This window comes from Anabaena sp. FACHB-595, assembly GCF_048568275.1.
In the GTDB taxonomy this organism is placed as follows: domain Bacteria; phylum Cyanobacteriota; class Cyanobacteriia; order Cyanobacteriales; family Nostocaceae; genus Trichormus.
In genome coordinates, this window is sequence record NZ_CP183473.1 from 3727109 (window position 1) to 3742108 (window position 15000).

Below are 15000 nucleotides of genomic sequence, written 5' to 3' on the forward strand. Positions count from 1 at the left end.
ATAAAAAAGGTGAAAGGATGAACTAAAAGGCAAAATTCATTTCTTTCACCTTTTATTTTTCTTAAGGTACGGGGGTACATGGGCAAGAATAAAGAAAAATTACACCCTTACACCCTCACACAGATCAAAATGATACCAATTTAAATTAGAGACAGGGCAGATGAGGTAAACTGAAAATCGTTGTTTTTAGATGTTTCTACTGATGGTTGGCGTGACATCAATAGAAGTAAAGGAAAGCTTGGATAATTTAGTAGAAAGGTTGCGTCAAGCGGAAACAGCAAAGGTCAAGGAACGCTTGCAAGTGCTGTACTGGCTCAAACAGGAGAATGCACCGACGATAAGTGCCGATAGGAGAATGGCAGTGGTTATTCAAAGCCTTTTGGCTTTATGGTGCGGTTGAACCTGCAACAGGGGAATCATTTTTTTTGCAGTTTTCTCATGTTGATACCCAATGCTATCAACAGTTCTTGAATGAATTTTCTCAAGCATATCCAGATAGTCTCAACATTCTTCAAGTTGATCAAGGCCGCTTTCATACAGGCAAGGAGCTGATTGTGCCTGAGAATGTGTTTTTGTTGTTTCAACCACCTTACTGTCCAGAACTCAATCCCATTGAGCGCTTATGGGGATATCTCAAAGCTGACCTCAAATGGGCTTCTTTCCAGACACTTGATCAACTCTTGGCTGAGTTAACTCCAGAATTAATTATGTCCATTACCGGGTATTCTTTCATTCTTGATGCCCTATCAGTACAGTCGTCCACCAGAGAGACTAAAAATGGCAAATGCGTTTTCTTTTCACCCATATGATAAATGTGGGTGAATTTATGTTTAAAATTACGTTATTATGGTGTATTGTGCCAATTCAAAGTCAAAATACCTGTTTTCTATCTGCCACGATCGCGTTCTAAATCATCAATCACTTTCTGCATATACCACTCTTCCGACATCCCCGGTTGGTAATCTTTTTGCTGCTGAATTAATCTTTGAGCAATTTCCCAATACCCGCCAACCAACCGCAGGAGTTTTTGACGCAACACATTCGACTTTTGTTGCTTATATTCAGGAACGGATGTCTGAATTTGTTTGAGGCTATCTTGGGTTAGTTGGTAATTTTCCCAGTCTTGTTGTTCACAAAAGATACTAGCTGCACGTTGATAGTCAGCAACGGCGTTTTGCATTTCTTCGAGGAAAGTGTGAGTTATGCCACGATTGTAGTGAGCTTGGGCATCATTGGGGTTAATTTGCAACGCTTTGCCATAGTCTTGAATAGCACCTAGATAATTACCCATTGCGCGATAGGTATTTCCTCTGGCAACATAACCTAAGGTGTCTTCTGGCTGCATTTGAATGGCTTGATGAAAATCAGCGATCGCACCTTGATGATCACCTAATAGAGAACGTGCTTTACCTCGGTTACGATAGACGGCTGCATCCTGAAAGTTTAATTGTAATGCTTGGTTAAAATCAGCGATCGCTTCTCGATAGTTCCCCATTTTGCACCGCACCACTCCCCGACAGCAATAGGCTTGAGCATCTTGAGGATCGGTTTGTAATATCCAGTTTAAATCGGCTATGGCTTCTCTGGTGTCGCCTTTTTCGGCTTTGTCTAATAGTTGGGTAAAATATTCGTTAACAGATTTTATGGGGGCAATGGTAGCTTTTATAGGCTGTATGGTAGCTTGTTTTGCTGGCTGTAACTGTTTAATTTTCTCTAGACACAGACGACAATTTTCTTGGTCTTTTTGCTGCAAGTATAATTCCGCAGCTTTTTTAAAACTAGCGATCGCATTTTGAATATATCCCTGTTTGCGCTGCACCGTCCCCCGTAAGCTATGAGCCGCAGCATAATTAATATTCAGTCGAATCGCCTGTTCTATATCTTCTAGCGCCCCCGGTAAATTTTTCAGCGCCAACCTTGCTAATGCGCGACAGTAATATGCTTCTACACTTTCAGGGTTTATCTTGATAACTTCAGTGTAATCTGACACAGCCAAAAGAATTGCCCCTGAGTCGTAATATGCTAAACCTCTTTGTAAATAAGCTTCAGCAAAATAAGGAGCAAGTTTTAAAGCACGGCTAAACTCCTCAATGGCTCCAGCGTAGTCTTTTTGTTTAGCTTTTTCCAGTCCCTGGTTATAAAACTCGTTATTCATAGCGTTTATCTATGTCTGGTGGGCAATACCCACCACACGTATAATTCACCAATCAAATAATAGTCCCATATATCAATCAACGAAATAAAAAAATGATATGAGCATCTTTGATTATTAGTGAGAGGGCAGTATACCCAATACCCTCTACCAATTAAGTAGAATGACTTGAAAAAATCAACCTATCTTAAGTGATGTAAAAATACTAGGCTCCAGTTCGTAGTAAGGACTTTAGTCCTTTTCTATTCGCGGAGCGTCTCGCAAAGAGAACTAAAGTTCTCACTACAAACATTTAATTATTTACACTGTTTTACTTACCTTTAATCAGTCAACAAACTAGGAGAAGTTAATACAAAAACATCCCTAATACCTTGAGCTTCTGTCTGCGGTTTTATCGGTGTCGTAAAATGATAAAAATCATGGTCATTCACCAGTAGTAATTCTCCTGGGGAGAGAACTTTACTAAATACAGGCTTATCTTTTTTGGCAGTATACAAGTGCGTTTCCCCACCTTGAATATTTTCTCTATCCACGGAGAAGATACCGATAAAATCTGTACCATCTTGATGGATACCCTCAGGTGCGGGATTGCCAAAATTATCTGGAGAACAAGTAGTTCTGATTTGATGCACGCCGATTTCTGCTTCTGGATGGAGTTTGCAAGAATCGCTAAATGCTAATACCAGATTTTTAAAACTATTAAGTCCGATGAGTGCGTCATCTAATTCTACAAATTCTCTTTTAATATCCCCCACTAATGGATTGTAATCTTTACTTTGGAACAGATAACCATGAGGTAGCTTAACCAACTGATCTTCTGCAACTATAAATCGAGATAATCTTCGCAGACGATAGTTGCCTTTAATATAAGGATCAACTGGTAAATTATTATAAAACGGCTTAAAATCTCCCAACTCAATTGAATTTACCTTTCTGAGGGTGAACAAAAAGGCATATTCTAATTCCGTCATTTCCCCGACTATTTGCATAGGATTTTTCTCCTTGCAGATTGCAACCCTTCCGATTTTTCTCTAAGGAAGGCTTATTACATCGAGTATATGCTTCTTTTTATTAAAATGTCGTCATTTTAACTACAAAACTTGACAAATTGTGATAAGGGCATGACAAAAGTTAAACTACAAGATTTACCAAGCAGATTCATGGTAATTGGTAATGGGAGTATCACTTATTACTAATATCTCTATTCTCTTGTAGGTAAAGATTTTAAATAGTCAGTACTTGGGTGTATATTAGCTAAGTACTGAAAAAAGGCTATGGGGCTAGTATCAAGGTATGAAAATCTATCTTCCCAGTCCCCAGCCCCCAATCCCAAGTCCCCTTAAACATGACTGATTGGCTCTACCGTTACCCACCCCTATATACTGGTATTCTGCTAAAGCGCTACAAGCGCTTTTTTGCTGACGTACAACTAACGTCTGGCGAAGTCGTAACAGCACATTGTCCCAATACAGGCCCCATGACTGGAGTATCGACTCTAGGGAGTGCGGTACAACTTTCTAAAAGTGCCAATCCTAAGCGTAAATTGGCTTATACTCTAGAACTGATTCAAGTACATGATAACGAGCCGACTTGGGTAGGCGTAAATACAGCTTTACCAAACCAGATAGTCAAGTTGGCTTTGGCAAAATACTTGTTTCCAGAGTTGGGTAACTATAGCTACATCAAAAGTGAGGTAGTTTACGGGGTAGATAAAAAAAGTCGGGTAGATTTCTTTTTGACAGGAAGTGATACAGAACGACCAATTTATCTAGAGGTAAAAAATACCACTTGGACAAAAGGGACTTTAGCATTATTCCCCGACACAGAAACCACAAGGGGACAAAAGCACTTGCGGGAATTAACGGCGTTATTGCCACAAATGCGATCGGTAATGCTGTATTTTATTAATCGTGGTGATTGTACAGAGTTTGCCCCTGGTGATAGTACAGATCCTATATATGGTAAGTTGTTACGAGAAGCGATCGCCTTAGGTTTAGAAGTTTTACCTTGTCGTTTTGATGTTACCCCAGAAGGCATCCGTTATCTAGGTTTAGCAAAACTGGTAATTTAATTTCATCAATGATAATTATCATCATGGGTGTATCTGGTTCCGGTAAAACCACCATCGGACAAATGTTGGCGGAATCTTTACACTGGGAATTTCATGATGCTGACAGTTTCCACTCACCAGACAATATTGAAAAAATGCGGCGTGGTATTCCTCTGGATGATAACGATAGAATACCCTGGTTACAAAGTTTGCAAACCGCTATTATCAATTGGCTGCAAGACAATAGAAATGTTGTCTTAGCCTGTTCTGCCCTCAAAGCTAGTTATCGGCAATTCTTAGTTTTAGATAGTGATATTAAACTCGTCTACCTGCAAGGGACATTTGAACTCATTCAAACAAGACTGCAAAAGCGTGAGAATCATTTTATGAATAGAGAATTGCTCACAAGTCAATTTGCATCACTTGAGGAACCGGATAATGTCATACTTGTAGATATTTCCCAGTCGCCTCAAGTTATTGTACAAGCTATTAGAACCATGATAAAAGTTTAGTAAAAAGAAGAATTTATATATTTAATTCTTCTGTTATCTACCTCATTTATTGGCAAAAATATATTATGTAAGAGCAAGATTAAAAAATTGAAAATCACACACTAAAATTGAATACGCCCTTCCCAATTTTCTATCATCATTGGACTAATTCCAGGTACTTTATCCAAGTCTTGTGATGAGACAAATTTTTGCTGCTGACGGGCGATGATAATTTTTTGAGCTAGCTTTTTACCTACACCGGGTAAGGTTTCTAATTCTGCTAAATCTGCTGTATTGATATTCACTACTTGAGTAGGAGTCAGTTCGCTGGAAGTGGGAGTTTGAATTTGACCACATTGCTTTTGTTCTTGTTGAATTTGTGCTTGGACTTTGGCTGGGATACCGACTTGAGCTTTAGCATACAAACGAGCAAATTCACGCTCATAATGAGCAGCAATTGTGGGATTATTAATTACTATCAAAGTCTCATCATTGCCGTAATTTGCTGCATCAGACCAGTTGTGAGAACCCGTAATTACTGTTTGGTTGTCGATGACAGAAAATTTATGGTGTAGCAGGTCTCCTTCACGTAAAATGGGTACGCCTACCGTAGTAACTGGATTAGACCAAGGTCGATTGTCAATTTCATATCGGCATTTATTACTCAGGGCAATTCCCATCATATCTAAAGCTTCGCTGTAATAGCGATAAGCGAATTGTTTGTCAATTAATGCTCGAATTGAGACCTGTTGTTGATGACGTTTTTCTAATGTATTGGCCAGGCGTTGTTCAGAAAAAACAAACAACGCCATATCAATAGATTTACTCGCTAAATTTAAGGTCTCACTAATTAAGCCATTGCTGCTTTGAGTCCAAGGTAAGGTGGGTGAAGTTGGAGAAAAATGTACAGTAATTGAGTTGTCACCCAAGGTGATTTTTTGGGGAGAACGAACAGGTTTCTGTAAACCAAATTTACTGTCTGGTTTACCTCCAACACCATCACCCCACATGAGGTTAAATTCTTCTGTGAATAAAGCTGCTAATTCTGGACTATCAATGTGTAATAGGTTGTTGGCATTTCCCAAACTAGAAGAATTAGAAAAATCACCGAAAACATCGCTTAAAGTGAAGTTTGCTGAAGTCACAATTACTATGCGATTATCTACAACCACAAACTTGTGGTGCATCAACTTACTACCTGCTGAACCATCAGCTTGATCATCAATCCAAGGAATTTTGGCGTTTTGTAAAATTATTAGTGCATCCCTCTGATTAAGTTCCTCAGGACTGAGTTGATTATCTTGGTTTAGGTCTACAAATTTAAAGTATTCTTGATAGCGTGCTTGTTCCCGTTCAGGTAATTTCTTGACTTCCTCTGGTGTCAAGCTACTCAAAGAACGAGTATAGGTATTTTCTAAAATTACTCTGACTTTGATGCCAGCTTTTTGTTTGTCTTTGAGGGCTTGGGCGATTCTAGGTAAACGCAATTCTTGTACTGCTACATCTATAGTAGATTTAGCTTGAGAAATAGCGTCAACAATCTGCTGTTCTAAGTTATCTCCCAGTCGAGTTTGTTGACGGTAAGGTTCTCGATATTCTGAGGATTCGGATTGATTAAAGTAAACTTTCACAAATGAGTCTTGCGGTAGAGGTGCAGGACGATTATTGTGAGATTGGACTTTTTGACAGGCAGCGATCGCCACTATCAAAAAAAAGACCCAAAAATTCCTAAATGCTGGGAAAATCTGCACGTTAATCTGCTACAAGTGGGATGGGAATGGACATATACATAATAATTCCCACATTTGTGATTAATCCATAGTCAACAGTCAGTATTTATTCCCCTCGGCCCCTGCCCTTGCCTTATATGCAAATATATTTAGATTACAGTGCTACTACTCCCACTCGTGCAGAAGCGATCGCAGTTATGCAATCAGTCCTGACTCAACAGTGGGGGAATCCTTCTAGTTTACATGAATGGGGGCAACGGGCAACCACTATTGTAGAACAAGCAAGAGTGCAGGTAGCAGGGTTAATTAACGCTGCCAATCCCGAATCAATTATTTTTACCTCTGGCGGTACAGAAGCCAACAACCTAGCAATTATGGGTGTTGTCAGAATGCAAAATGTACCGCAACATATCATTATTTCTAGTGTGGAACATTCGGCTATTAGCGAACCTGCCAACTTACTAGAAAAATGGGGTTGGGAAGTCACCCGTCTGGGTGTGGACAATACAGGGAGAGTTAACCCCGAACATTTAAAAGCTGCATTGCGACATAACACGGTTTTAGTTTCTGTTATTTACGGTCAAAGTGAGATTGGCACAGTCCAACCAATTGCAGAGTTAGGTAAGATAACTCAACAACATGGGGCGTTGTTCCACACAGATGCAGTGCAAGCAGTGGGACGTTTACCTATAGATGTGCAGCAACTACCTGTAGATTTACTCAGCCTTTCAAGTCACAAGCTATACGGCCCGCAGGGGGTAGGGGCGCTATATATTCGTCCTGGTGTGGAATTATTGCCTTTATTGAATGGTGGTGGACAAGAAAGGGGATTACGTTCTGGTACACAAGCAGTACCTATCATCGCCGGTTTTGGTGTTGCCGCCGAAATCGCTGCCGAGGAATTATCTATAGAGATACCACGTTTAATTACATTACGCGATCGCTTATTTGCCCAGTTAGCAGATGTCCCCGGTTTAATCCCCACCGGCGACAGAGAAAGTCGTCTACCCCATCATGTGAGTTTCTACCTCCAACAAGCCGACGGTGAAAAACTCAGTGGTAAAACCTTAGTGCGTCATTTAAACCTTGCCGGTATTGGCATTAGTGCGGGCGCAGCTTGTCACAGTGGTAAACTTAGTCCCAGCCCCATATTGTTGGCAATGGGTTACTCAAAAAAAGCTGCCTTGGGGGGAATTAGGTTGACATTAGGGCGTGAGACTACAGCAGCCGATGTAGATTGGACAGCGATGGTTTTAAAGCAAGTATTACAGAGATTAATACCAGATGTATCTTTAGTTTAATTTTGGGCGTTGCTGATTGAAAATATGAATTTGCCTCACACATTCGACGAAGTTGTTCTCGTTCGCGCAGCGTCTCCGACAGGAGAAGGAGAAGAGTAGGCACAACGTTACAAAGAAAAATAAAAGCTAATTTGATATATTTTATATTCTGATTTAGCAATGCCTCTAATTCAAAGGAATAGATGGAGTGTAATTTCTTAATTCAGACACAATCGCATCGGGATTCCTATATCTATCTTCTGGATTTTGTATTTATCTCATTTGGGAGAAACAATTGTAAAGCAGACTCAGTAATCTTAATACAGATGCGAGTTAATTTTTTGAGTTAATTATGAACATTATTGCATGGGTAGTATTAGGTTTATTAGCTGGTGCGATCGCCAAAGCCATTTATCCAGGCACACAAGGCGGTGGTATTCTCTCCACAATGATTTTGGGTATCATCGGTGCGTTTATTGGTGGTAGTTTATATAGCCTATTCGCCACGGGAACTTTACAGTTAACAGCCACTAGTCTGAGTCTTCCTGGTCTGTTAATTGCAGTCATTGGTGCAATGGTTGCTATTTATTTGTGGGGACTACTCAGCAGAAGCAGAAGTGTATAGCTTTAATAGGCAAAAGGCGAACTCAAGATTTACTTAAATATTAAGTTTCTGGTTTGACTGACTCGGAATAGTTAAATACTTTTGCCTTCCTAGAACAGTTTAAATAGGTGGCTAGCAACTGAATGTTTGGTTAGTCTTCTCTTTGTTGAAAATAATCACAGGGGCAATTCATGTTTTTTCACAAGAAAGAACCGATTCACGTTGTAAATATCGGTGAAGCAAACCCTCGTTTTGCTCAATTGCTTTTAGAGCAATTTGGTGGAGCGACAGGAGAACTATCAGCAGCTTTACAATACTGGGTGCAATCATTCCACGTTGAAAACGCGGGAATTAAAGATATGCTGCAAGATATTGCCATCGAAGAATTTAGCCATTTAGAGATGGTTGGCAAACTCATCGAAGCGCATACGAAAAACGTGGATCAAACAGAGGCCTATAAAAGTACTCTCTTTGCTGTAAGGGGTATGGGGCCTCATTTTCTAGATAGTCAAGGTAATGCTTGGACAGCAAGTTACCTCAATGAAGGTGGAGATGTAGTTCGGGATTTGAGAGCGAACATTGCAGCTGAAGCGGGAGCGCGTCAAACCTACGAAGAGCTAATCAAACTATCACCAGATGAAGGAACGAAGCAAACTCTAGTTCATCTCCTCACACGAGAAATTTCTCATACCCAGATGTTTATGAAAGCTTTAGATTCACTGGGTAAATTAACAGATCCATTCTTCGGTAATGTCCAACCCGACGAAACAGTGGCGCTCTACTATAACCTATCATCCAATGGGAACGGTCATGATGAACGTGGCCCTTGGAACTCTGAGCCAGCATTCAAATATGTTGCTAACCCACTAGAAAAACATTCCTAATTAAATATGTCGTGGTTAAAGTTTAGTTAGGTTTGGGGTGCAAAAAAGTCTAGTAATGGAGTTACCCGACGGATGTATTTCCAAGTTGGGTAACTAATTTATTAAATATGCTAAAACCTCCTTTAATCCTGCTTTATCTTAACGATAATTATTTCTGTTGACCTACTTATATTTGATAAGAATTTATTTGAAAAATCACAATTTAAACTTTAGGAGATGAATTTGTGATTGTGAATGCAACACCAACCGGATGGGAAGTGATTTATCATCGTTCCCACGCTTTGTTAGCAGCGCAAATAGCAGGACAATGGCAACGAAAAAACGCTCCAGCTAGAATATACGAAACCTTAGCCGCAATTTCTCATCATGATGATTTAGAGAAAGAATGGGAGGAAAATAATTTGACTCAAGCAGGCGCGCCAATGGATTTCATGATGAACAAAGAAGCTTCTGTGGAAAAACTGGCGAGTCTCATTAAAAATGCTCGTTACCGGGGACGATGGGTAACTTTATTAATTTCTATGCACATTAGCCGCTTGACGGAACCAAAACGGGGACAGTCGGCTGAATTAGATGCTTTTTTAGATGAACAAATAGAGAATCAACGGCGTTGGCGTGAAGAACTGGGGATAGAAAAAGATGAAGTAGATGCAGCTTATGCTTTCATGCAGTGGTGCGATCGCCTGTCTCTCATCTTATGCCAAAAAGAACTACCTGCGGATGAACGGTTTTTAGAAATTAGTAAAGGCCCCGACGGTCAACGCTATGACATCATGCAACGTAGCGATAATTTAGTCACAGTCAAACCTTGGCCTTTTGAAGACGATAAGTTTACGGTTAATGTCGAAGCTTGCGACTTACAACAGGCCAAATTTGCGAGTAACAGCAAACTAACTCAAGCACTACAAACCGCCCCAATCAAGGTGCTAGAGTGGACTTTCGTTAAAAAGTAACAATTTGCCAATAATTAAAAAGCATCTGGGAGTGTTGCCGTGTTTCCACCCCAGATGCTTTTTAGTTTCAACTTGCTCCTCACACAACTAGAGGATATCACTTGTTATTTTATTTAGCAAGTATATTGTATGACACTTTGCCAACTGCACAGAAAACTCTCAGTGTAGCCTCAATTAAAAAGCGCCTGGGAGTGTTGCCGTGTTTCCACCCCAGACGCTTTTTATTTTTAACTTGCTCCTCACACACAAATAAACAATAACACTGGCAATCATAAATAGTAAATCTATCCTGTGACAGTTTGCTATCTGCACAAAACAGGAGTATTTCGGCGGAATTTTAACATTCCTGTCCACTGGGACAACTGACACGCACAGCGCAATAAAAAAGCGCCTGGGAGTGTTGCCGTGTTTCCACCCCAGACGCTTTTTATTTTTAACTTGCTCCTCACACACAAATAAAAAGTATCACTTATTTTTTGAGAAGACAAGTATAATGCGTGACTCTTTATGAATTCTTTAAAGAAAATATCGGGATCGGTAATAACTGAGTAAAAATTCTTAACATAAATAGGCTACCTGTTGCCTGGTTAAGCTGATATTAACGCAACAGTATGTGAATCTAACAAAGCTATAATTTTAAAGGCAACATTAACTAGACTGCCAAAAAAAGCTACCGAAGAGATGAAGTTGTATTTATGAACTTTGTAAAACACCAAGTTATAAAAGTTACCTATTTTCCCCGTCCCTACTTCAAAATTGAAATTTCCGACTAATCAATCTGTAATATATATCCCAAGATTGTTGCCGCTTGCAAAAAAACACTTGATTTTTCATAAAACCGTTACTGCCAAGGATTAATTGCAGTATGTCAAATATCCAGCGCTCTCATTTGCAGCGTTACTGTATCTCTATTGTGTCGGTATTATTGGCGCTGTTGCTAGGCTTAACGCTGGGAAGATATTTAAAAGTAGAGATTTCACCACTGTTTTTTGCATCTGTAGTCTTTAGTAGTTGGTACGGCGGATTAGCACCAGGTTTAGTTGCTACAGTCTTGGCTATTTTAGTTAAGAATTACTTTTTTATTACACCATTCAACTCAATAGCAGTTAGCCAAGGTAATGATTTACTCAATTTAATCGTGTTTGCTTCTGTAGCAGTATTAATTAGTTCATTAAATTTGCAAGTCCTTACGGCAAGGGAAGTGTCTGAGGCAAAATTGGGTAAGTTGAAGGTGAATTATCGCCAATTGTTAGAGACAGCCTATGAAGGTATTTGGATATTTGACAGTGAAGGAAAGACAGAATATGTCAGCCCTCAGCTAGCCCAAATACTTGGTTACAGTGTAGAACGAATAGGCGAATTCTCAATTTTTAATTTTCTAGAACCCCAGGCGCGTTTGGAAATTGAGCAATGGCTAGAGCAACAGCAAAAGTACAATCACCAAACTAAACAGCAGTTTGATTTACGTTTACAACGCCGCGATGGAGCCTCACTTTGGGTAATTGTTTCTCTCAGTTCCATACTGGATAAGCATAGAAGATTTTCTGGTGCAGTTGCCATGCTAACTGATATTACAGAGCATAAGCACGAACAAGCAGAACCTGACCTCGAACGTCAACGCCTGCGCGCCATCCTTGATATTCTACCAATGGGAGTAGTGATTTCTGACGCTAAAGGACAGCTTTTAGAAATTAATCCTGGCGTGAAAGCGATTTGGGGAGAAGATGCGCCATTGCTCGATAATACTAGCCAATATCATCAATATAAAGGATGGTGGCCGGATACAGGTCAACCCCTGACAGCCGCAGAATGGACACTAGCTCGTACCCTAGCTACAGGTGAAGCGATAATTGGAGAAGAGATTGATATTGCAACATTTGATGGCAAGCGAAAAACCATCCTCAATTCTGCCGTCCCCATTTATGATGCCACTGGAGCGATAGTTAATGCTGTAACTGTTAATGTAGATATTACTGAGCGTAAACGGGTAGAAGCCGCCTTAAGGCAGAGTGAAGCACTAGCCAAAGCACGGGCAGAAGAACTCGAAACGATCATGGAGACTGTGCCGGCTGCTGTCTGGATTGCCCATGATCCTCTTTGCCATTCCATGAGTGTCAATCGTGCTGCTTATGACATGATGCGAGTACCACCAGGTTCTGTGATGACCGCAACCCCAGCTAGTGGAGGATATCCTTTTCCTTTTAAAATCCAAAAAAATGGTCAAGATATTCCTCTGAATGAGTTGGCAATGCAGCAAGCCGGACTGACTGGACAAGAAGTGGAAGCGGAAGTTGAATTTTTCTTCAGCCCGGAGGATGTACGACACATTTACGGTAAGGCTATCCCCTTGTGCGATCCAGATGGTAATGTCCGAGGCGTGATTGGGGCGTTTTTGGATGTCACTGAACGCCAACAGTTGATGTCTTTGTTACAACAAAAACAAGAATGGCTAGATTTAGCACAGAAGTCAGGAAAAATAGGCAGTTTTGACTGGAAATTAACTAGTAATATCAATGTTTGGTCACAAGAGTTAGAAGAAATTTATGGTTTGCAGCCTGGCGAGTTTGGCGGTACTTTTGCAGACTGGGCAAAACACGTTCATCCCGATGATTTAGCTAGGGTAGAAGTGGAATTGCGGGAATTGTTGAACACAGGCTCAAAGGAATTTTTTAGTGATTTTCGCATCATTCGTCAGGATGGAAGTATTTGTTGGCTACAGTCGAGAGCCAGAGTTTTCTATGATGATCATGGTCAACCATTACGCATGGTAGGGGTAAATGTCGATGTGACTGAGCGCAAACAAGCAGAAGCAGCGCTACAGCAAAGTGAGGCTAGACTAAAACGATTATTGCAATCGAGTATTATTGGTATTATTGAGGCAGATCCAGAACGCATTAATTTTGCTAACGATGCCTTCTTGAAAATTGTCGGCTATACACATGAGGACTTGCTCACAGGAAAGTTGCGTTGGCAAGACATGACTCCACCAGAATACAGCGAACTGGATCAAGCCAAGGTGGAGGAAGTAATAAACTCTGGGTTCTGCATTCCCTTTGAGAAAGAATATATCCGTAAAGACGGTTCTCGTGTTCCTATTTTATTAGGTGCTGCCCGATTGAGTTCCAGCCCGCTAACATGGGTTTGTTTTATTCTAGATTTAACCGAACGCAAACAAGCACAAGCAGCATTACAACAAAGTGAGTTGATGTTCCGCACATTAGCGGACACCATGCCGCAAATGTTTTGGATTACCCAGCCTAATGGCTACCACGAGTATTTCAATCAACGTTGGTATGATTATACAGGAACAACATTAGAACAAACCCAAGGCGCAGGGTGGCAAAATATTCTTCATCCTGATGATGTGCAACGCACTATAGAACAGTGGCAAGATAGCCTCGATACTGGCAAAGACTATGATATTGAGTATCGTTTGCGTCGTGCTGCTGATGGGGAATATCGTTGGCATTTAGGTAGAGCCTTTCCATTAAGAGATGAAAATGGTCGAATCTTGAAATGGTTTGGTTCCTGCACAGATATTCACGACCAAAAGCTAGCAATTGAGGAACGCGCCCAGGCTTGGGAACAGGAACGTGCCGCCAGGATAGAGTTAGAACGAGCCAACCGGATGAAAGATGATTTCTTAGCAATAGTCTCTCACGAGTTGCGATCGCCTCTCAATCCCATTCTCGGTTGGGCAAAACTCCTCAAGAGTCGCAAACTGGATGCACTCAAGACTAATCAAGCCCTAGAAGTTATCGAACGCAATGCCAAATTACAAGCCCGGTTAATCGACGATTTACTAGATGTTTCCCGGATTTTACGCGGTAAGCTGAGTTTGAATGTCTGCACTGTTGACTTAGTAACCACCATCGAAGCCGCATTAGAAACAGTGCGTCTCACGGCTGAAAGTAAATCAATTCACATCCAAACTGAGTTAACATCTCATGTGTGCAGAGTTGAAGGCGACCCCAACCGTTTACAGCAAGTGGTGTGGAATCTACTGACAAATGCCGTAAAATTCACACCGGAAGGCGGTCAAATAGAAGTCAGTCTAGAAAGAGTTGGTTCTTTAGCCCACATTCAAGTCAGGGATACAGGAAAAGGTATTAGTCTCGACTTTCTCCCCTATGTGTTTGAACGCTTCCGCCAAGCCGACGAGGTAACAACCAGAAAATTCGGCGGACTAGGGTTAGGGTTAGCCATAGTCCGCCATCTTGTAGAACTCCACGGTGGTGCTGTCCAGGTAACAAGCCCAGGCGAAGGATTAGGGACAACATTTACAGTCAAACTACCCCTGATTGCTGTTTCTCAAATATATGAAGAGCATTTTGTGGCTGACACTACCCCAAATCTGCAAGGCTTGCGTATGGTAGTTGTAGATGATGATGCTGATACTTTAGAATTGCTCAGTTTTATTTTGGAACAGTATGGAGTGGAAGTTAAGGCGGTAAATTCAGCAAATGAAGCATTGGAGGCGATCGCTCACACCAAACCAGATTTATTATTAAGTGATATTGGAATGCCAGAAGTTGACGGCTATATGCTGATTAAGCAAATCAGAAGTATGGAAGTAGCATCCGGCACAAAACTACCAGCGATCGCCCTCACCGCATTTGCTGGCGAAACCAACTTTCAAAAGATTATGTCTGCTGGTTTCCAAAGGCATTTAACCAAACCCGTAGAGCCATCAGAATTGGCAACCGCCATAGCCAACCTAATTCAAAGTAATTCGTAATTTCGCCAAGATAAAACCCGGACAATAAAAGGCTTTCAAGTCTGTCAACAGACAACAGACAACTGTCAACAGCCATAAATTAAAAAGCGCTCAGAAGTGTTACCGTGTTTCCACTCTA

Annotated in this window: 12 protein-coding genes; 9 read left to right on the forward strand and 3 right to left on the reverse strand. The window is 40.8% G+C overall.

What is annotated here, in order from left to right:
* The first annotated feature begins 190 nt into the window (after positions 1-190).
* Complete coding sequence (locus ACN222_RS15405) at positions 191-400, forward strand: hypothetical protein (protein WP_010997232.1); 210 nt, start codon at positions 191-193, stop codon at positions 398-400.
* Positions 342-809 carry a transposase gene (locus ACN222_RS15410; RefSeq protein ID WP_070205945.1) on the forward strand — a complete coding sequence of 156 codons (468 nt, stop codon included), beginning with the start codon at positions 342-344 and terminating at the stop codon, positions 807-809. The genes ACN222_RS15405 and ACN222_RS15410 overlap by 59 nt, the downstream gene beginning before the upstream one ends.
* A gap of 77 nt (positions 810-886) precedes the next feature.
* Here ACN222_RS15410 and ACN222_RS15415 read toward each other — a convergent pair whose 3' ends face one another.
* Both ACN222_RS15415 and ACN222_RS15420 read right to left on the reverse strand, forming a co-directional pair.
* Positions 887-2155: a tetratricopeptide repeat protein gene (locus ACN222_RS15415; protein WP_010997234.1), complete on the reverse strand. Its 1269-nt coding sequence runs from the start codon at positions 2153-2155 to the stop codon at positions 887-889.
* Between the two features lie 317 nt (positions 2156-2472).
* The gene (locus ACN222_RS15420) at positions 2473-3141 is read right to left on the reverse strand and encodes a 2OG-Fe dioxygenase family protein (protein WP_010997235.1); all 669 of its coding nucleotides are present in this window, start codon (positions 3139-3141) and stop codon (positions 2473-2475) included.
* Positions 3142-3497: 356 nt separating this feature from the next.
* Here ACN222_RS15420 and sfsA point away from each other — a divergent pair, with 356 nt between their 5' ends.
* Both sfsA and ACN222_RS15430 read left to right on the forward strand, forming a co-directional pair.
* Entirely contained in the window at positions 3498-4223 is a 726-nt protein-coding gene (sfsA, locus tag ACN222_RS15425) for a DNA/RNA nuclease SfsA (protein ID WP_010997236.1), read from the forward strand.
* 8 nt (positions 4224-4231) lie between these two features.
* Positions 4232-4714, forward strand: coding sequence for a gluconokinase (locus ACN222_RS15430; protein ID WP_010997237.1), 483 nt, complete (start codon positions 4232-4234; stop codon positions 4712-4714).
* Positions 4715-4815: 101 nt separating this feature from the next.
* Here the strand turns inward: ACN222_RS15430 and ACN222_RS15435 are convergent, their stop codons facing one another.
* Positions 4816-6444, reverse strand: a complete 1629-nt coding sequence (locus ACN222_RS15435) for a DUF655 domain-containing protein (RefSeq protein ID WP_010997238.1) — start codon at positions 6442-6444, stop codon at positions 4816-4818.
* Between the two features lie 116 nt (positions 6445-6560).
* Between ACN222_RS15435 and ACN222_RS15440 the strand changes: the two genes are divergently transcribed.
* The 5 genes from ACN222_RS15440 to ACN222_RS15460 all read left to right on the forward strand — a co-directional run bounded on the left by ACN222_RS15440 (position 6561) and on the right by ACN222_RS15460 (position 14882).
* Positions 6561-7724 carry a cysteine desulfurase family protein gene (locus ACN222_RS15440; RefSeq protein WP_010997239.1) on the forward strand — a complete coding sequence of 388 codons (1164 nt, stop codon included), beginning with the start codon at positions 6561-6563 and terminating at the stop codon, positions 7722-7724.
* A gap of 331 nt (positions 7725-8055) precedes the next feature.
* A complete protein-coding gene (locus tag ACN222_RS15445; protein ID WP_010997240.1) occupies positions 8056-8328 on the forward strand; it encodes a GlsB/YeaQ/YmgE family stress response membrane protein in 273 nt (90 codons plus the stop codon).
* A gap of 170 nt (positions 8329-8498) precedes the next feature.
* Positions 8499-9191 (forward strand): manganese catalase family protein, encoded by a 693-nt coding sequence (locus ACN222_RS15450; RefSeq protein WP_010997241.1) that lies wholly within the window; start codon positions 8499-8501, stop codon positions 9189-9191.
* Positions 9192-9415: 224 nt separating this feature from the next.
* Entirely contained in the window at positions 9416-10144 is a 729-nt protein-coding gene (locus ACN222_RS15455) for a DUF3891 family protein (RefSeq protein WP_010997242.1), read from the forward strand.
* Between the two features lie 865 nt (positions 10145-11009).
* Positions 11010-14882, forward strand: coding sequence for a PAS domain S-box protein (locus ACN222_RS15460; RefSeq protein WP_010997243.1), 3873 nt, complete (start codon positions 11010-11012; stop codon positions 14880-14882).
* Positions 14883-15000 lie beyond the last annotated feature (118 nt).

Coding starts and splice junctions, on each gene's coding strand:
- ACN222_RS15440 (WP_010997239.1), top strand. CDS start 6,561: ATGCAAATATATTTAGATTACAGTGCTACTACTCCCACTCGTGCAGAA.
- ACN222_RS15460 (WP_010997243.1), top strand. CDS start 11,010: ATGTCAAATATCCAGCGCTCTCATTTGCAGCGTTACTGTATCTCTATT.
- ACN222_RS15430 (WP_010997237.1), top strand. CDS start 4,232: ATGATAATTATCATCATGGGTGTATCTGGTTCCGGTAAAACCACCATC.
- ACN222_RS15405 (WP_010997232.1), top strand. CDS start 191: ATGTTTCTACTGATGGTTGGCGTGACATCAATAGAAGTAAAGGAAAGC.
- ACN222_RS15450 (WP_010997241.1), top strand. CDS start 8,499: ATGTTTTTTCACAAGAAAGAACCGATTCACGTTGTAAATATCGGTGAA.
- ACN222_RS15420 (WP_010997235.1), bottom strand. CDS start 3,141: ATGCAAATAGTCGGGGAAATGACGGAATTAGAATATGCCTTTTTGTTC.
- sfsA (WP_010997236.1), top strand. CDS start 3,498: ATGACTGATTGGCTCTACCGTTACCCACCCCTATATACTGGTATTCTG.
- ACN222_RS15415 (WP_010997234.1), bottom strand. CDS start 2,155: ATGAATAACGAGTTTTATAACCAGGGACTGGAAAAAGCTAAACAAAAA.
- ACN222_RS15445 (WP_010997240.1), top strand. CDS start 8,056: ATGAACATTATTGCATGGGTAGTATTAGGTTTATTAGCTGGTGCGATC.